At 50.7% G+C, this 18944-nt stretch carries 17 protein-coding genes and 1 pseudogene; 15 read left to right on the forward strand and 3 right to left on the reverse strand.

From position 1 onward, the window contains the following. Positions 1-168: 168 nt before the first annotated feature. The 9 genes and pseudogenes from vapC to ACLJQD_RS01870 all read left to right on the forward strand — a co-directional run. Positions 169-339: pseudogene (gene vapC, locus ACLJQD_RS01830) on the forward strand (tRNA(fMet)-specific endonuclease VapC); the annotation flags it as partial. 807 nt (positions 340-1146) lie between these two features. Further along, entirely contained in the window at positions 1147-1683 is a 537-nt protein-coding gene (locus ACLJQD_RS01835) for an STM3031 family outer membrane protein (protein WP_001038500.1), read from the forward strand. A 46-nt stretch (positions 1684-1729) separates the two neighbouring features. Further along, the gene (locus tag ACLJQD_RS01840) at positions 1730-2362 is read left to right on the forward strand and encodes a YfdX family protein (protein ID WP_017441093.1); all 633 of its coding nucleotides are present in this window, start codon (positions 1730-1732) and stop codon (positions 2360-2362) included. Positions 2363-3080: 718 nt separating this feature from the next. Next, complete coding sequence (locus tag ACLJQD_RS01845; protein ID WP_017441094.1) at positions 3081-3665, forward strand: fimbrial protein; 585 nt, start codon at positions 3081-3083, stop codon at positions 3663-3665. 119 nt (positions 3666-3784) lie between these two features. Next, positions 3785-6274, forward strand: coding sequence for a fimbrial outer membrane usher protein StdB (stdB, locus tag ACLJQD_RS01850; RefSeq protein ID WP_017441095.1), 2490 nt, complete (start codon positions 3785-3787; stop codon positions 6272-6274). A 40-nt stretch (positions 6275-6314) separates the two neighbouring features. Further along, positions 6315-7058 (forward strand): fimbrial biogenesis chaperone StdC, encoded by a 744-nt coding sequence (gene stdC, locus ACLJQD_RS01855; protein ID WP_017441096.1) that lies wholly within the window; start codon positions 6315-6317, stop codon positions 7056-7058. Next, positions 7055-8137: a fimbrial protein gene (locus ACLJQD_RS01860; protein WP_000147767.1), complete on the forward strand. Its 1083-nt coding sequence runs from the start codon at positions 7055-7057 to the stop codon at positions 8135-8137. The genes stdC and ACLJQD_RS01860 overlap by 4 nt, the downstream gene beginning before the upstream one ends. Before the next feature lie 110 nt (positions 8138-8247). After that, positions 8248-8754: a CaiF/GrlA family transcriptional regulator gene (locus ACLJQD_RS01865; RefSeq protein WP_000093332.1), complete on the forward strand. Its 507-nt coding sequence runs from the start codon at positions 8248-8250 to the stop codon at positions 8752-8754. Then, the gene (locus tag ACLJQD_RS01870; RefSeq protein WP_017441097.1) at positions 8741-9499 is read left to right on the forward strand and encodes a transcriptional regulator; all 759 of its coding nucleotides are present in this window, start codon (positions 8741-8743) and stop codon (positions 9497-9499) included. The genes ACLJQD_RS01865 and ACLJQD_RS01870 overlap by 14 nt, the downstream gene beginning before the upstream one ends. A gap of 214 nt (positions 9500-9713) precedes the next feature. On the opposite strand, the gene ACLJQD_RS01875 is transcribed toward ACLJQD_RS01870, so the two are convergent. Further along, on the reverse strand, positions 9714-10538 hold the full coding sequence (locus ACLJQD_RS01875) for a nickel/cobalt efflux protein RcnA (RefSeq protein WP_000503695.1): 825 nt from the start codon (positions 10536-10538) through the stop codon (positions 9714-9716). A gap of 121 nt (positions 10539-10659) precedes the next feature. Between ACLJQD_RS01875 and rcnR the strand changes: the two genes are divergently transcribed. Then, positions 10660-10932 (forward strand): Ni(II)/Co(II)-binding transcriptional repressor RcnR, encoded by a 273-nt coding sequence (rcnR, locus tag ACLJQD_RS01880; protein WP_000019953.1) that lies wholly within the window; start codon positions 10660-10662, stop codon positions 10930-10932. A gap of 30 nt (positions 10933-10962) precedes the next feature. Here the strand turns inward: rcnR and ACLJQD_RS01885 are convergent, their stop codons facing one another. Together ACLJQD_RS01885 and ACLJQD_RS01890 are read right to left on the reverse strand one after the other, a co-directional pair. Further along, a complete protein-coding gene (locus ACLJQD_RS01885; RefSeq protein WP_017441098.1) occupies positions 10963-12192 on the reverse strand; it encodes an amino acid permease in 1230 nt (409 codons plus the stop codon). Between the two features lie 141 nt (positions 12193-12333). Next, a complete protein-coding gene (locus ACLJQD_RS01890; RefSeq protein WP_001519547.1) occupies positions 12334-12789 on the reverse strand; it encodes a multidrug/biocide efflux PACE transporter in 456 nt (151 codons plus the stop codon). Between the two features lie 103 nt (positions 12790-12892). Here ACLJQD_RS01890 and ACLJQD_RS01895 point away from each other — a divergent pair, with 103 nt between their 5' ends. From ACLJQD_RS01895 to araE, 5 genes are all read left to right on the forward strand, one after another. Next, a complete protein-coding gene (locus tag ACLJQD_RS01895) occupies positions 12893-13756 on the forward strand; it encodes a LysR family transcriptional regulator (RefSeq protein WP_001270773.1) in 864 nt (287 codons plus the stop codon). A gap of 122 nt (positions 13757-13878) precedes the next feature. Continuing rightward, entirely contained in the window at positions 13879-15057 is a 1179-nt protein-coding gene (locus ACLJQD_RS01900; protein WP_000665984.1) for an acetyl-CoA C-acetyltransferase, read from the forward strand. Positions 15058-15487: 430 nt separating this feature from the next. After that, positions 15488-16324 carry a 5-dehydro-4-deoxy-D-glucuronate isomerase gene (kduI, locus tag ACLJQD_RS01905; RefSeq protein WP_000383270.1) on the forward strand — a complete coding sequence of 279 codons (837 nt, stop codon included), beginning with the start codon at positions 15488-15490 and terminating at the stop codon, positions 16322-16324. A gap of 56 nt (positions 16325-16380) precedes the next feature. After that, a complete protein-coding gene (kduD, locus tag ACLJQD_RS01910; protein WP_017441100.1) occupies positions 16381-17142 on the forward strand; it encodes a 2-dehydro-3-deoxy-D-gluconate 5-dehydrogenase KduD in 762 nt (253 codons plus the stop codon). A 353-nt stretch (positions 17143-17495) separates the two neighbouring features. Next, complete coding sequence (gene araE / locus ACLJQD_RS01915; RefSeq protein WP_000253650.1) at positions 17496-18914, forward strand: arabinose-proton symporter AraE; 1419 nt, start codon at positions 17496-17498, stop codon at positions 18912-18914. The last annotated feature ends 30 nt before the right edge of the window (positions 18915-18944 follow it).

Consider the following 18944-nt stretch of genomic DNA (forward strand, 5'->3'; position numbering starts at 1 on the left):
TTTTTACCTTTACCGGAAATGGTTGTGATGGATACAGAAAAACGCCAGAGGTTGATTACAGGTTGAGTAATATGAACGCTGATGATGATAAATGTGAAGATCATCATACGACTTTATTCGCCGTTGTTTTTTGCCTGATCGTCAAAGCCAACATGCCCCTTCAGGCTGGCGATACATACCGGTCAAATCCGTGCCGAACTGGCCCGCAAGGGAACACCTGTCGGGCCTTATGACCAGATGATTGCTGGCCATGCCCGTAGCCGCGGACTGGTCGTCGTCACAAACAATCTCCGCGAGTTTGAACGCATTCCGGGTATCCGAATCGAAGACTGGTGCTAATTTGTGCATCAGATGTTATCCCCGGATTCTTACTCTTTTCCGGATTGTAGTGGCACAGTCAATTTGGTTACCTGCTTAATGGTGGTTTGCATCACATTTTTAGCTGGTGGTATTTTTTTATGTTGACTGGAGATATCTGCCAACAGCATAACTTTTACGGCCAGATAATAAATAAAAGAGTACCAAAATGTCGTATTCTGACATGTTTACGAAGGGAGTACCGCTCCCTTCTTTTTTTGTTTCCTGGATACTCACTGAACAATGCCGTTACTGCCCGATAACTGCCGCCCCCCCCCTCACCATAGCCGTTTCCTGCAACTAAGTCACAGACGTTGATTTACCAGGCCGATATGCCTTCTTTCCCGTTATATACCCTTCATACTTCAAGTGGCTTATGTGTTGGCTACGGATTACTCAGTCCATCCATGGGCCTCGCCCTGACGGGCCGTCGCACGCGACGTTCAAATCTGCTCCCGGCAGATTTGTCGCTCACCCCAGTCACATCGTTATCTATGCTCCTGGGGACTCACTCCCTTGCCGCCTTTAAGCAACTCGAATTATTTTGGGTATATATCAGTGAACTTCTATTTTTGTCAGTTTTTATTTTTCAGTTTATTTATTATTAAATACTGTTTCTGGCCTGGATATATTTCTGTGAATAGCCTCCCGACAGCCGGAGATAAAGGTATTTGCTGGCGTAACAGCGCTCATAATTTAAAAGATTTATTTATAGTTTGTTATCACGGAAAGATTTTAACTTAATACATGCCAGTAAGGCATCAGGTAAAAATAACCGGAGAGAAGAAGATGAACAAAATGCTATTAGCCGGAAGTGCCGGTATTGTTCTGCTGTCTGCTGCAGCCAGTCCGGTATGGGCAGACGATAATGCCAGTACATTTTCACTTGGATACGCCCAGTCCCATACTAATCACGCCGGGACGTTGCGTGGGGTTCGGCTGGCAAACAACTATGAAATGTCACCGGACTGGGGGCTGACAACCTCATTTGCCTGGCTAAATGGAAGCCAGCGCTATTCCGATGAAAGCAGTAATGGTCGTGTAACAACCCGTTATTACTCCCTGCTTGCAGGCCCCTCATGGAAAATAAATAACCAGTTAAGTCTGTATAGTCAAGTGGGCCCCGTATTATTGCATCAGCGTGATCACGGGATAAATGAGTCTGATAGTAAGGTCGGATATGGTTATTCTGCTGGCGTGGCTTATACCCCGGTCAGTAATGTCGCTATAACTCTGGGTTATGAGGGAGCGGATTTTGATGCTACCCATAACAGCGGAAGCCTTAATAGCAATGGTTTTAATCTTGGCGTGGGTTACCGGTTCTGAATAGGATAATACGATAAAAAATGTTACTTTGTGGAGATGATGGATTATGAAAAGCCATATTATGCCAGGCGTTGCGCTGATGGTTATCCTGTTTTCAGGAAATCTTATGGCCGCAACAAACATGACTGATAACGTTACTCTGAATAATGACAAGATATCCGGACAGGCCTGGCAGGCCATGCGTGATATCGGAATGTCGCGATTCGAGTTGTTTAATGGTCGCACCCAAAAGGCGGAACAACTGGCTGCGCAAGCAGAAAAACTCCTGAACGATGACAGCACTGACTGGAAGCTGTATGTCAAATCAGATAAAAAAGCCCCAGTTGAAGGAGACCACTATATTCGGATAAATTCATCGATTACGGTAGCAGAAGATTATCTCCCTGCGGGCCAGAAAAATGATGCTATTAATAAAGCAAACCAGAAAATGAAAGAAGGAGATAAAAAAGGGACTATAGAGGCCCTGAAACTAGCAGGCGTCAGTGTTATTGAAAATCAGGAACTCATTCCTCTTCAGCAAACCCGTAAGGATGTGACCACAGCGCTTTCCTTGATGAACGAAGGAAAATACTATCAGGCAGGTCTGTTACTGAAATCAGCTCAGGATGGCATAGTTGTAGACTCTCAGTCAGTTCAGGAATCACCCACGCCCCCCGTGCAGCACGACGCCGCGCATTAATATCCCCCAGCCTGCTGTATATATTACAGCAGGCAGCATTATGTCTGACAGCTATTACCAGTTTGCTCTTTGCTGTCGGCATTGTTTTTAAAATTCATCCGTGAAGTTCAGTAATGTCAGGGTACCTGCATTTATATCTATTGTGATGTCCATCACAAATACAGAAGAATATCATTTCATTTATTATTTTTTATCCCTTCCGCTTATGATGGTTCATAATGATTTATTAAGTTAATGTTTTGAAATTAAATGCCTTTCACTTGCGTTATGTCTGGTTTTTTATGCTGCCAGCAATTTCATTGTTATATATGATTGGTATTATGTTTTGTAAATATCCAGTGTGATGGAAAAGCAAAACATACATTCCCGATAACATATTACAAAATATTTCATGTCCGCTGCGAATATCTGTCTGTTAGGTATTCATCTGCTTATAATTACATTAAAAAGTATTTCTTTGATGATTATTCTTAAATTACGATCATAATCATCGATCGTATCGATCTATTTTTATTGTTTTAATTTGAATAAGAATTTTCTTACAACTGATTAGGCATTAGCTGAAATCAATATTTTTCGATGGAAAGTTCAGGTGCTTCGTTTAACACCCGGCGTTTATTATTCATACGAATCTTTTCTGAACGCTTTCATTAATACCCTCATATTTGTTTTCAGCCTTTGCAAAATAATTCTCATTCACCCAAAGGACATATTATCTATGCGTAATAAAATAATACTTGCCATGGCGGCTGCCGGTATGATGTATGGCGCTTCTGTATTTGCCGCCGATACTACACCCACAGCAGGCCCGTTCGGCTCAGGTAAAATTCTTTTCACTGGTACCATCACCAACTCACCCTGTGATATCGCACCGGGCGACGATGCGATCACCGTTCCGTTTGGACAGATTTCTTACCGTAAACTGAATACCGCCAATGCAACCACGGACTCAAAACCGTTCACCATTCATCTGCAGAACTGCGCCTTCGATCCGAATGAAACTACAATAGCCGGCTCCGCAGGGAAAATGTCTAAAGTAACCGTCTCTTTCAGTGGCACAGCTGATACCTCAGGTAAAGCTTACGTCAGCACCGGCAGTGCCCAGCATGTTGGCGTGCAGCTTCTGAAAAGTGACAACACCTCACTGATTACACCCAATACCCCGATGCCGGATGGCGACGCCCAGCAACTGCAGGCCGGGAATAACGAACTCAACTTCTTTGCCCGCCTGATAGCCCTGACAGATGCCGCAACTCCTGGCGATGTTAACGCATCCGTCACCTACACCCTGAAATACCTGTGATTTCACGCGGTAAATAACGACAGGGAGAAGCCGTCCACGGAGGGGATCGGACGGCTTTTATATCTGACTGTGCCTGCGGGCTGTCTGTTACACGGACGACAACACGAAAGCGCCATGCCATGAAAATTACCCGGCTTGCCATTCTGATTACCCTGACATTTTCCGTCCTGAAGTCGCAGGCCACGGAGTTCAATGCCAGCCTGCTGGACAGCGGGAACCTGTCTAACGTGGACCTCACGGCCTTCAGCCGCGAGGGGTATGTGGCGCCCGGTAACTATATTCTCGATATCTGGCTCAATGACCAGCCGGTACGGGAACAGTATCCGGTCAGAGTTGTACCGGTGGCCGGACGCGACGCGGCCGTCATCTGTGTGACAACAGACATGGTGGCCATGCTGGGTCTTAAGGATAAGATTATTCATGGCCTGAAACCCGTTACCGGTATCCCGAACGGGCAATGCCTTGAGCTGCGCTCCGCTGACAGTCAGGTACGGTACAGCGCTGAAAATCAGCGTCTGACCTTCATTATCCCCCAGGCCTGGATGCGTTATCAGGACCCGGACTGGGTGCCCCCTTCACGCTGGAGCGACGGCGTCACCGCCGGCCTGCTCGATTACAGCCTGATGGCCAACCGCTATATGCCGCAGCAGGGGGAGACCTCTACCAGCTACAGCCTCTACGGCACCGCCGGGTTTAATCTCGGCGCCTGGCGGTTGCGGAGCGATTATCAGTACAGCCGTTTTGACAGTGGGCGGGGCGCATCACAGTCCGATTTTTATCTGCCGCAGACGTATCTGTTCCGTGCCCTGCCAGCACTGCGCTCAAAACTGACGCTCGGACAGACGTACCTCAGCTCCGCTATTTTTGACTCCTTCCGCTTTGCCGGGCTCACTTTGGCCAGCGATGAGCGCATGCTACCGCCCTCTCTTCAGGGGTATGCCCCGAAAATCAGCGGCATTGCGAACAGTAATGCACAGGTTACCGTCAGCCAGAATGGCCGCATTCTTTACCAGACCCGGGTGTCGCCGGGGCCTTTTGAGCTTCCCGACCTGAGCCAGAATATCAGCGGCAACCTGGATGTCAGCGTCCGGGAAAGCGACGGTAGCGTCCGGACCTGGCAGGTCAACACGGCCAGCGTCCCCTTTATGGCACGCCAGGGACAGGTTCGCTATAAGGTGGCCGCCGGACGTCCGCTGTACGGCGGGACGCATAACAACAGCATGGTCAGCCCTGACTTTCTGCTCGGGGAGGCCACCTGGGGAGCATTTAACAACACGTCGCTGTATGGCGGCCTCATTGCCTCCACCGGCGACTACCAGTCCGCGGCGCTCGGGATCGGCCAGAATATGGGGCTGCTGGGCGCTCTGTCTGCGGACGTCACCCGCTCAGATGCGCGGTTGCCGCATGGGAAGAAGCAGTCCGGTTACAGCTACCGTATCAACTATGCCAAAACGTTTGATAAAACCGGCAGTACCCTGGCGTTCGTCGGATACCGCTTCTCGGACCGCCATTTTCTGTCCATGCCGGAGTACCTGCAGCGTCGGGCCACCGACGGCGGCGATGCATGGCATGAAAAACAAAGCTACACCGTGACTTACAGCCAGTCCGTTCCGGTACTCAATATGAGCGCGGCCCTCTCGGTAAGCCGGCTCAATTACTGGAATGCGCAGTCCAACAATAACTACATGCTCAGCTTCAACAAAGTGTTCAGTCTCGGCGACCTTCAGGGGCTCTCGGCCTCGGTGTCGTTTGCCCGTAACCAGTACACCGGCGGGGGGAGCCAGAACCAGGTCTACGCCACCATCAGTATCCCGTGGGGCGACAGCCGCCAGGTGAGCTACAGCGTGCAGAAGGATAACCGGGGCGGCCTGCAGCAGACCGTGAATTACAGCGATTTCCATAACCCGGATACCACATGGAACATCAGCGCCGGTCATAACCGCTATGACACCGGCAGTAACAGCAGCTTTAGCGGCAGCGTGCAGAGCCGTCTGCCGTGGGGTCAGGCGGCAGCGGACGCCACCCTGCAGCCCGGACAGTACCGCAGCCTGGGCCTGAGCTGGTACGGCTCGGTGACCGCCACCGCCCACGGCGCCGCCTTCAGCCAGTCGATGGCCGGGAATGAGCCTCGCATGATGATAGATACCGGAGACGTGGCCGGTGTGCCGGTGAACGGCAACAGCGGGGTGACCAACCGCTTCGGGGTGGGCGTGGTAAGCGCCGGCAGCAGCTATCGGCGCAGCGATATTTCGGTTGATGTGGCCGCCCTGCCGGAGGACGTGGACGTCAACAGCTCCGTCATTAGCCAGGTGCTGACGGAGGGCGCGGTGGGCTACCGGAAGATTGACGCCAGCCAGGGGGAGCCGGTGCTCGGTCATATCCGGCTGGCTGATGGCGCAAGTCCGCCGTTTGGCGCCCTGGTGGTGTCCGGGAAAACCGGCAGAACCGCGGGGATGGTCGGAGATGACGGTCTGGCTTACCTGACCGGACTCAGCGGGGAAGACCGCCGGACCCTGAACGTGTCCTGGGATGGCCGGGTGCAGTGCAGACTCACCCTGCCGGAAACGGTGACACTCAGCCGGGGGCCGCTGTTACTGCCCTGCAGATAAAAATATCCCTGTCACAGAGCAGGACTAACGGAGAAAACAGGTGAAAAACAGCAGAAGAAGCCGTGTGATTTTACTCGCACTGGCGGCAGCATGGAGCCAGTGCAGCCCGGCGGCCGTCAATGTCGACCGGACCCGTATTATCATGGATGCGCCGCAGAAAACGGTGGCCATCACGCTGAATAACGATGACAAAACCACGCCGTTCCTGGCGCAGTCCTGGGTGACGGATGCTGACGGGGTGAGAACCGATGCGCTGATGGCGCTGCCGCCGCTGCAGCGTATTGATGCCGGACAGAAATCCCAGGTCCGCATCACCCAGGTTCGCGGGCTGACAGATAAGCTCCCTCAGGACAGGGAAACACTGTTCTGGTTTAACGTGCGGGGCGTTCCCCCGAAGTCGGAAGACGACAACGTCCTGCAGCTGGCCATGCAGAGCCAGCTGAAACTGTTTTACCGTCCGAAAGCCATTATCAGAAGCAGCAGTGACCAGCCGGAAAGAAAGCTGACTGCTGAGCGAAATGCGGGACATCTGACCCTCAGAAACCCGACGCCGTACTACATCACTGTGGCGTGGCTGGGAGCAGACCGTAGCCACAGGCTCAGCGGTTTCCGCGAGGGCGTGATGGTGCCGCCCCTGGGGAGCCTGCCTTTAAAGGCTGTTCTGCCAGCAGAAACCCGGACGCTGTGGGTGGGGTATATTGATGATTATGGTGGACTGCAGATGAACCGCTACGCCTGCGATGCCCTGAACTGCGCGTTTAAGGACGCAGGGGCGACATCATGACAGGACGATTATTCAATATGAAATCACTGATACTGTCAGGTGTGTTTCTTTTCTTTGCTGTCTGTGATTCTGCGAGGGCAAACTATGACTGGTCAAAATGTGATGCCAATGGAAATGTAAATATTCAGAATATCAGTCTGAAGGGAGGACAATATTTACAAGGGCAGGAACTGCAGAAGATTACTGTTCCCATAAGTTATACCTGTACTACAACATGGAGCAGTTTTAATTCACTTGTTTACTCTACAGCAGTTTCGCTTTCCGATATGAGACAGGTAGCCACTGCGCTAAAAGATCGCGGTCTTGGAATGGATATCGTTGTTCAGGAAGGGAGCTTGACTCCCGTGACATTTACGTGGAGGGATATACAGGCAGGGTTTTCAGGCTGGTCCAGTTCAAAAGCATTCGGGCAACGTATGGAAGCGCAAAAAACATATAACCGGAGCGGAACGATTACAGTACATATTTTTGTCGAACAGGTTTTCAATAATAATTTTTTGGACATAAACATTCCGGGAAGTAAAATTAATATATATCCCTATAGCCCGTCACAACCCGGACTGTCTGTTGAACCACCGACTGTTCCATTCAGACCTTTAACTGTTTCTGCGTTTAATCTCAGGTTTATTCCTGACAACTCAGGCAAGGTTATTATCTCTCCTTCTAATACCATCAATATGGGGCGTTTTTATACGGAATATAAGGAAACCCTGGTGCCCAGGGAAGTACCTTTCACCGTTACAGCACAACAGAATGTCGGAACGCAGATCCCGTTCGTCGCCCCACTGGCTATAGAGTTCAGGACCAACGGTCTGACACTGGCAGATGCTGACAGCACCGTGATTCTTAAGAATAATAAACAAGAAAACAATGGCTTCAGACTGTCGGTAATGGATGTGGATAATAACACACCAGTTAAATTTAATGTGAAAACAGATATGGGATCTATCCATCTTGATAACGGTGCCGGTGGCAGAATTATAAAACAGTATAAAGCAAAGGTCGAAGCTATACCCGGTGCGGTAATTAAAACAGGTGCTTTTTCAGCCGCAATGACAGTGATTGTTACTTACAATTAGCAGGATTAAATACCATTTCCTGATAGTTAATTAAAAAATAGCTATAAATTTATCTTTATGATTATTTTTTTCTTCTCGGTCTTTTTCACTAAAAAAAACGGAGAGTTTGCATGTCTTCTGATAAATCAAAAGGGAAGATAGTTTTTTCAGGTAACGATATTCATTATCCCGGACAGACCAACCATGATGCCTGTTTTATTCCGGTAAGTGTCCGCCAGTATGCCGGCGAGCCCCTGTATATCATCGTGGCACACTGGTGCCTGTTGCAGCAGAACTGGGTTCAGCGTAACCAGATAGCAGAGGCGTTTCACATCACGGCCAGACGGGCCAGCTACCTGATTGCCTATCTGCGAAGCAAAACATCGCGGGTGGTCAGCATCTGCCGTCACCAGACCCTGCCCAATAAAGCACGACGCTATGAGATTTATGTTATCCGGGTTCTTGACAGTCCCACCCCGTCCACGCGCCGTGAAAAAGCCGGACCGCCGCTGGTATCAAAACGCCGGGTCGGTAATGGTGACAGGTCGATGGCAAATGAACTGTGGAACCGGCTGTGCAGTAACAGAAATGCGGGAAAGATCCTGAAAAAGAAGGAGGATGAGGATGACGGAACATAACCGGATGCCGGCCCGGCAGATTATCGTTTACGGTGACTGCTGGCCGGTGACGATCGCCGTGGCACACCTGGTCCGAAGATTTCTGCCGGGCTGCAACTGTGAAACCGCATACAGGCTGCCTGTTCTGTTGCAGCAATTACGTCGGAAACCGGAGGCCATACTGATACTGTGTCTGCGTCCCCGTGAACATCTCTTTTTGTTCTATTCCCTGAGGCAGATACTGCCGGACTACCCGGTTATGATTATCAGCGATGAGCTGTTTTTCAGCGACCGGGTGGTACTGAAGGTATACGGCGGCATCCCGGCGCTGCTGGAGCAGGAACTGGCGGAGATACTTATTCGGTGGCGGCGGGATGAACAGTGGGCCGGGGGCGCACGCCTGCGCAGGACAGGAGGGCTGGACGCCTTTTTGTTATCTCCGGCTCCGGTGACGGGCTTTCTGGAAGTGCCGCCGATATTTAACAATCCGAAGCGGTTGATGAACTATATGGACCAGTTGATGCACCGGGAGATACTGGCATGTGGAGTGAGCCTGGCCCAGTTACGCTTGCTTCAGGAAGTTTACCGTGGACGGGGAAGGTTGTCAGCGTTGTGTGGAAGGCTGAATACGCAGGAGAAGCAAATCTGGCAGGACAAATACCGGTTACTGGTGAAGCTGGGAATGCGGAACCGATTACGGGAACTGCTGTTTGGTACCCGGTTTTGTAAATCACTGCAGCGAACTCCGTTTATCGCTCCGCAATAACCCGCCTCCGGCGACCCTATCCAGAAACCCTGAAACGCCGGCTAAACCCGGTGGCGGTGGGGCATGTTTTGCCTGTGGTGTCGTGAAGTAAAACACAGATCATTATTCAGGCGGGACGCTGAATGTATGGCCTTTCATACCGTTTGATAAGTAAAAACGCTTCTGGAATGAAACCCGACGTGAATGATACGGCCTGAGCAGAAGCGTTACATATTTACTGCATGATCCCGGTATAGCCATGAATTCCCATATACACGCCGACCAGACCAATCAGAATGCTCGAAAAATAGGGCGCCCGCCGGGCAAGCGTCGAAAAACCACTCCAGCGCTTTGCTGCCTGTTGAACGCTTATCGCCGCGCCAACGCCTACCGTCACCAGCGTTAATGCCAGGCCAAGACTAAAGCTCAGTACCATCGTGGCGCCCAGCGTAAACGCTTTAAGCTGGATACAAATCAGTAAAACGGTGATCGCAGCCGGACAGGGGATAAGCCCTCCGGTCAGGCCGAACAGCAGGATCTGTCCATTAGTCACTGTTTGACCATCAAAACGGCGTTGAATATCGGCAGCATGGGCGCGTTCATGGGCATCCTGATACGCTTTTGACGTTGCGCCTTCCGGATGTATGTGACCATGATGGTCGTGGTCGTGGTCGTGGTCGTGGTCGTGGTCGTGATGATGGTTTCCCGCCAGCCACTGCTGCTCGCCTCGCCATGTCCGCCAGAACATCCAGCACGCGGTGCTCAGAATAATAATCGCAGAAATTAACTGCAGCCATGGTTCCACTGATTGTGCGGTGAATGCCCGGCTAAGATACATCCCACCCAGAGCGATTAACCAGACGATCGCGGTATGAGAAAGCGTTGCTGCCAGACCGAGCATGACGGCCTGTTTAACCGTACCTTTAATGGCAATAATAAAAGCCGCCATCATAGTTTTGGAGTGCCCTGGTTCAAGCCCGTGCAAAATACCTAATAAAATGGCGCTGGGAATGAAGAACCAGCCGTTTCCTTGCTGAAGAAGTGTCGAAAATTCACCCATGAGAATGATTCTTAGTTGTTTTATGTGGGCGTTATTCTACTCCCCCCCAGTATGGAATACTACCCCCCAGTAACATCGTAATGCTATAATTTGTATTCGTTAATGTTAGTGAGGTGTTGCAATGTCACATACCATCCGGGACAAACAAAAGCTTAAAGCCAGAACCAGCAAGATTCAGGGACAGGTGATAGCGCTAAAAAAAATGCTGGATGAACCGCATGAATGCGCGGCCGTGTTACAACAGATCGCGGCGATTCGCGGCGCGGTAAATGGCTTAATGCGTGAGGTGATTAAAGGGCATCTGACCGAGCATATCGTTCATCAGAGTGATGAAGCCAGACGTGAAGAAGATCTGGACGTAATATTAAAGGTGCTGGATTCTTATATAAAATAGCCGGGAGTTATATCCCGGCTATCTTTTACTTTAGCCGAAAAACATCACCGATACGCAAAGTAAACCGACGACCAACGTAATGAAATTGCCTACTGAACGGTAGGGTTTCAATGCCGGTATCAGGTACGTTGACAACGTGGGCATAATAAACAGAATCATCGCAATGAGCGGGCCGCTAATAGCATAAATCATAGAGATGGCATTCGGGTTAATACAGCAAATAATAAACGTAATCCCGGAGACCAGCATGATAGACAGCGCGCGATTGAACGCCCGGCTTTTTTTCACGCCAACCTGCTGTAGGGTGGTTCTTACCATTTCGGTTGCGCCCTCGATGACGCCGAAATAGGTGCCGAGGAAAGATTTCGACATGGCCACGACGGCAACGATAATACCGGAAATAGAGAGCCAGGCCGGCGCATTGGGCATCATCGAGAGCGCGGAAAGGATGGTAACGCCTTCGTTGCGCGCGTCTTCAATGTATGACGGCGGAATGGAGAGCAGGCAGCTAAAGACAAAGAATAGCACGCTCAGGCAGATAATCAGGTAGGCGACCTTCATGATCTTTCTGCATTTATCCATGGCCTGCTCACCAAAATTTTCCCGTCTGTCGATGGCAAACGTCGAAATAATGGGCGTATGGCTAAAAGCAAAAACCATCACCGGAATAGAAATCCATACCTGGTGCAACGTGTGACTATCCAAAGACATCTGCCCGGTCAGTAACGAGGGTTGCCAGCTTCCGGTTAAGTAGAGCGAAAGGAACAAGAAGTAAGCGATAAGTGGAAAGACTAAAAAGCCCATTACGCGAAGAGTGGCATGTCTTCCCATTAAGAAAATCATATTCAGGATAAGTACTACGCCGAAGCTAACTGCCATCCGGATGCGAATATCTATCTGAATATGCTTCGCTAATTGCTCTGTCAGGGAATTGGTAATCGCCACAGCATAAATTAATACCACGACAAAAAACGCAATGAAATAAAGCGTGGTAATAATACTGCCGATTTTCTTGCCGTAATAATGAGTAACGGCGCCAGTAATTCCCTCACCGGCAGAAGTCTTTGAGGAAAGAATAAACTGACACAGCGCCTTATGCGGCCAGTATGTCAGAGGCCAGGCGACCAGCGCGGTAATAAATAGCACGATTGCGCCTGCCGATCCCAACTGGATGGGAAGGAAAAGAGTGCCTGCGCCTACAGCCGTTCCGTATAATGCAAAACTCCAGAGAGTCTCATCTTTTGACCAAATTTTAGACATTATTTGAATTTATCAACTATAAAACACACAAAAAGAAGCGCAATTTACCATAAATAGCGTCAGTTGGGGGCGTTTTAAGCAGATGGATGTCGTGGAGGAGGGGGGCCGGGAGCGTTGCGATCCCGGCAAAAAAGAGCAATATCATGCACTAACGCGCTGTTGGCGGCGGGTCACTATTCGCTGGCGTAAAACATCGTATGCCCAGTTGTACAGCATCGTGTACGGCAAAAAGAACAGGAAGAAACCAATTTCCAGGGTGAAGGCTTGTAGCAGGCTGACATTCAGTACCCAGGCGACAATACTCACGCCAATGACAATAAACCCACTTTCAAATCCTAACGCATGGAGTGCGCGCACTTTGGCGGTTCGTCTCACCTGATGCGCAGGCCACAGTCGATCAAACAGAGCGTTATAAATGATATTCCAGATCATGGCCGTCGTTGCCAGCAATATCGTCAGGCCGCCCATCTCCAGCACCGAGCGCTGCATTAGCCAGGCGGTCGTTGGCGCCAGTATCGCAGTCGCAATACCTTCAAAACAGACAGCATGGAAAATACGCTCCGGCAGCGAGCGACGTTGTATGGCGTCATGTTGCATAAACGAAAAAACCTTACTCTTAATCAAAATAAAGAAATTTCCGCTATTTTATCGTTTAATGTGATACCTAAAAGATAACATCCATCGATAAAGTAGATAGGTTATGCGTTACTCACCTGAAGCGTTAATGGCATTTGTTGAGACCGTCTCTTGCGGTTCATTTTCTGCGGCGGCGCGCCGCCTGCGTAAAAGCCAGTCCACCATTAGTACCGCCATTGCGCATCTGGAGGCGGATCTGGGATTTTCATTATTTGATCGATCTTCGCGCCAGCCCGTTCTGACCGAAGAAGGAAAACGGGTGCTTAGCTATGTTCAGGCTATTTTATCGGCGAGCGACCGTCTGGATGAGGTGGCGCTGACGTTATCCGGCGAGACGGAGGCAAGACTCACGTTCGTCCTCTCTGATACCCTGCACCCTGACAGCCTGGAAGAGTTAATGGCGCAGTTTGATCGTCAATTTCCGCATACCGAGTTTGAATGCTTGATCGGAGAAAATGATGATGTCATCGACCTGCTGCAAAAAGGGCGTGCCCAGATAGGCCTGATTGAAGCGCGTGATGACTATCCCACAGACATTGGCGCGACGCGTCTGCCTGTTCAAAGCTGGATGGGGGTTTATGTGGCGACCACGCATCCGTTGGCGTCGCAGACGAACCTGCAATGGGAACAACTGCATACCTGGCGCGAGCTGCGTCTGAATACCTACCTTGAATCTAACGCCAACATTACGCGCGGCCCGGCCTGGTCAGCGCCAAACTATTTATTACTGTTGAGCATGGCGGTTCAGGGATTTGGCTGGTGCGTATTGCCCTGCGCGCTGGTGGAAGAGTTTGCGGCGGAAAAACCGCTGGCGCAGCTGGATGTTCCTGGCTGGCCGAGGGCGATTGCTATTGATTTGCTGTGGAACAAGAAGACGCCGCCCGGAACGGCGGGGAACTGGCTTCGCTACCATTTGCAGCAGAAATAAGCTGCGTCACCGTCAAATCAGTGTCATTTCCTTTGTGATAAAACTCACTTTTTTTAAACAATCAAGATAACTAATTTTAACAATGCTCTACTATGGCGGTGTCATTTTGCGCTGAGGTGGTAATGAAAGAGGTTGTGATAGTGGGGGCTTTACGGACACCCATCGGCTGTTTTCAGGGAACGCTGGCCCGTCATTCCGCCGTCGAGCTGGGGAGTATGGTCGTAAAAGCGTTAATTGAGCGCACCGGCGTGGACGCTAATGCTATCGATGAGGTCATCCTCGGTCAGGTACTGACGGCTGGCGCCGGGCAGAATCCGGCGCGCCAGTCAGCCATCAAAGGAGGGCTGCCGACTACCGTTTCCGCCATTACCATTAATGACGTTTGTGGTTCCGGTTTAAAAGCGTTGCACCTGGCGACGCAGGCTATTCAGTGCGGCGAAGCGGACATTGTTATTGCGGGCGGGCAGGAGAATATGAGCCGTGCGCCGCATGTCCTCAATGACAGCCGTACCGGCGCGTTGCCTGATGCCGACAATCTGGTGGATAGTCTGGTACATGATGGCTTATGGGATGCCTTCAACGATTATCACATTGGCGTGACGGCAGAAAACCTGGCGCGGGAATATGGCATCAGCCGCGAGTTACAGGATGCTTATGCGCTCAGTTCGCAGCAAAAAGCCAGGGCCGCGATTGATACCGGGCGTTTTAAAGATGAGATTGTCCCCATCGTCACGCAACGTAATGGGCAGACCGCAATTGTCGATACGGATGAACAACCGCGGGCTGACGCCAGTGCGGAGGGGTTAGCCCTGCTGCATCCGGCGTTTGATAGTTTAGGTTCGGTGACGGCGGGTAATGCCTCCTCAATCAACGATGGCGCCGCCGCGGTGATGATGATGAGCGAGACGAAAGCCCGGGCGCTGGGGCTGCCGGTGCTGGCGCGCATCCGCGCGTTTGCCAGCGTCGGCGTCGATCCTGCGCTAATGGGGATTGCGCCGGTATATGCTACCCGGCGCTGTCTGGAGCGTGCCGGCTGGCAATTGACGGAGGTCGACCTTATCGAAGCCAACGAAGCGTTTGCCGCCCAGGCGTTGTCGGTAGGAAAAATGCTGGAATGGGATGAGCGACGGGTAAACGTTAATGGCGGCGCGATTGCGCTGGGGCATCCTATTGGCGCTTCCGGCTGTCGAATTCTGGTTTCACTGGTGCACGAAATGGTTAAACGCGACGCGCGTAAAGGCCTGGCGACGCTGTGTATCGGTGGTGGCCAGGGCGTTGCTTTAACCATTGAACGCGATTGATCCTGCGCCAGCCATCCTTTTTCTGCTTCAGTATTCCGTCATAAAAAGCCCTCTATCACGAGGGCAAAGCCAGTGACAGAACCCCCTTTTTCGTTATAGCACAGAACGTTTTGCCGCGTCGGGCATTGCAGACGCATACCGCTTTTAATTCAATTCGCACATCAGACCTCGTTCTAAAACAAGCTCCAATTTTTATCTGAGTAACCGCATACAGCACCTGGCGCACATGTCTGAAAATCAGACAAGTGCGTAAGTTTTGGCGCCGATCGTGATCGCTACAGCAGTTTTAAAAATAACCAACCATATAAATGAAACGTTGTTTTATTTATTGTTGAAAACCTTTATCCAGGCGACTATGATGCCGTTAAATAAATCAAAACAGTGTTTTGAATTTTATGCCGTTGCGATCGATTTATCATTGGAGGGAAAAGTGGACGTAAGGCAAAGTATCCATAGCGAGCACGCTAAAACGCTGGACACCCAGGCGCTGCGACGCGAGTTTTTAATAGAAAATATTTTTGTCGCTGATGAATATACGATGGTCTACAGCCATATCGACCGTATTATTGTCGGCGGCATTATGCCCGTCAGCCATCCCGTTGAAATCGGCGGAGAGGTGGGTAAACAGCTTGGCGTTTCCCGGTTACTGGACCGCCGCGAGCTGGGCGTCATTAATATTGGCGGCGCGGGCGCCATTATCGTTGACGGGCAGCGCCATGACATTGGTCATCGTGATGCTCTGTATATTGGTAAAGGGGCGAAAGAGCTGGTCTTCGTCAGCAATGAGGCGAGCAGACCGGCGAAGTTTTATTACAACTGCGCGCCAGCGCATACCGCTTATCCGACGAAAAAAGTGTCGCCTGCCGACGTTGCGCCCGTCACCTTAGGCGATAACCTCACCAGTAACCGTCGCACTATCAATAAATACTTCGTACCGGATGTACTGGAAACCTGTCAGCTCAGTATGGGACTCACCGAACTGGCGCCCGGCAATCTATGGAACACCATGCCATGCCATACCCATGAGCGCCGTATGGAAGTGTACCTCTATTTCAATATGGAAGAAGACAGTTGCGTTTTCCATATGATGGGGCAGCCTCAGGAAACCCGTCATATTGTGATGCGTAATGAACAGGCGGTTATTTCCCCAAGCTGGTCAATACATTCCGGCGTTGGCACCAAAGCCTATACGTTTATTTGGGGCATGGTGGGAGAAAATCAGGTCTTCGATGACATGGATCACGTTGCGGTACAAGATCTGCGCTAGTCGCGACCGGTGATAACGCCTGTGCGTGACAGGCATGACAAAAATAAGGATTAACAATGATTTTGAATGCATTTTCTCTTGAAGGTAAAGTCGCGGTTGTGACGGGGTGCGATACCGGATTGGGGCAGGGGATGGCGTTAGGGCTGGCGGAAGCGGGCTGTGACATTGTCGGTATTAACATTGTTGAACCGACGGAAACTATTGCGCGCGTCACCGCTCTGGGACGTCGTTTTTTAAGCCTGACAGCCGATCTGCGTCAAATCGAGGGCATTCCGGCGCTACTGGAACGGGCGGTGACGGAATACGGTCATATTGATATTCTGGTGAATAACGCGGGTTTGATCCGTCGTGAAGATGCGATTGATTTCACGGAAAAAGACTGGGATGACGTTATGAACCTGAACATCAAGAGCGTGTTCTTTATGTCTCAGGCGGCGGCAAAACATTTTATTGCCCAGGGCAACGGCGGCAAAATTATTAATATCGCGTCTATGCTTTCCTTCCAGGGCGGCATTCGCGTTCCGTCTTATACCGCGTCGAAAAGCGGCGTAATGGGAATAACGCGTCTGATGGCGAACGAGTGGGCGAAACACAATATCAATGTAAACGCCATCGCGCCGGGCTATATGTCCACGAATAATACCCAGCAATTGCGCGCTGATGCACAACGTAGCGCCGAAATTCTCGACCGTATTCCGGCTGGACGTTGGGGGCTACCGGGCGATTTAATGGGGCCGGTAGTCTTCTTGGCATCCAGCGCCGCTGATTATATTAATGGCTATACCATAGCGGTAGATGGCGGTTGGCTGGCGCGTTAATCCGCTACTGACAAATGCGTTTCTGGAAAAATCGACTCTTTGGCCGAAAAAACTGATAAAGCCCTGTCCTCGTACAGGGTTTTTTTATGATCTCATTAGCATAGTCCATATTGTGGGTTTAACTTAATCCATATACTGTTAAATAATAGCTATGATCAATGGTTTAACTTATTGAAATATTGGTGGTTTAAAAAAATACCCGGCAACGGCGTTAAATTTAAAAAGTGTAATATCCATCACATATCGCTATAGCGTAGCCATTTAATCCATATTTATGCCGTTTCCAGCCTGACACTTGAGGAAGAGTATCCCGTACTTTCAGGCTATGTCTTACTCTGTTGTGGCAGGAAAATATGGTCTCTATTAATCATGACTCTGCTTTAACGCCGCGTTCGCTTCGCGACACACGACGTATGAATATGTTTGTTTCGGTTTCTGCAGCGGTAGCGGGACTGTTATTTGGTCTGGATATCGGCGTTATCGCCGGGGCGCTGCCTTTTATTACCGACCATTTCGTGCTGACCAGCCGGCTGCAGGAATGGGTCGTCAGCAGTATGATGCTTGGCGCGGCAATTGGCGCATTATTTAACGGCTGGCTTTCATTCCGGCTGGGGCGTAAGTATAGCCTGATGGCTGGCGCGATTTTGTTCGTGCTCGGCTCGCTGGGGTCGGCGTTTGCTTCCAGCGTGGAGGTATTGATTGGCGCCCGCGTGATACTGGGCGTAGCAGTAGGGATTGCGTCCTATACCGCGCCGCTTTATCTCTCTGAAATGGCAAGTGAAAATGTTCGCGGCAAAATGATCAGTATGTATCAACTGATGGTGACGTTAGGCATTGTGCTGGCTTTTTTATCCGATACGGCATTCAGCTACAGCGGCAACTGGCGCGCGATGTTGGGCGTGCTGGCGCTGCCTGCGGTGTTGCTCATTATTCTCGTGGTATTCCTGCCGAATAGTCCGCGTTGGCTCGCGCAAAAAGGTCGCCATATTGAAGCGGAAGAGGTGCTGCGTATGCTGCGCGATACCTCGGAAAAAGCCCGTGATGAACTGAATGAAATTCGGGAAAGCCTCAAACTCAAGCAGGGCGGGTGGGCATTATTTAAAGCTAACCGCAATGTTCGCCGCGCCGTGTTCCTCGGTATGTTGCTACAGGCAATGCAGCAGTTCACCGGCATGAACATCATTATGTACTATGCGCCGCGCATTTTTAAAATGGCCGGCTTTACCACCACGGAACAGCAAATGATCGCCACGCTGGTGGTCGGGCTGACCTTTATGTTCGCGACGTTTATCGCCGTCTTTACGGTCGATAAGGCCGGGCGTAAACCGGCGTTAAAAATCGGTTTCAGCGTAATGGCGTTAGGGACATTGGTGTTGGGCTACTGCCTGATGCAGTTTGATAACGGTACGGCATCAAGCGGCCTCTCCTGGCTTTCCGTTGGGATGACGATGATGTGTATCGCCGGTTACGCGATGAGCGCCGCTCCGGTGGTGTGGATACTGTGTTCGGAAATCCAGCCGCTGAAATGCCGTGATTTTGGCATTACCTGTTCAACCACGACAAACTGGGTATCGAACATGATCATCGGCGCGACATTCCTGACACTGTTGGACAGCATTGGCGCGGCAGGTACATTCTGGCTCTACACCGCGCTGAATATCGCTTTTATCGGCATCACTTTCTGGCTGATTCCGGAAACCAAAAATGTCACCCTGGAGCATATCGAACGCAAGCTAATGGCGGGCGAGAAGCTAAGAAATATTGGCGTGTAATCCCCCCTCCCATGCCGGATGACGCCTGTT

The sequence above is a fragment of the Salmonella sp. SAL04214 genome (genome assembly GCF_046550615.1).
GTDB classification, from domain to species: domain Bacteria; phylum Pseudomonadota; class Gammaproteobacteria; order Enterobacterales; family Enterobacteriaceae; genus Salmonella; species Salmonella enterica.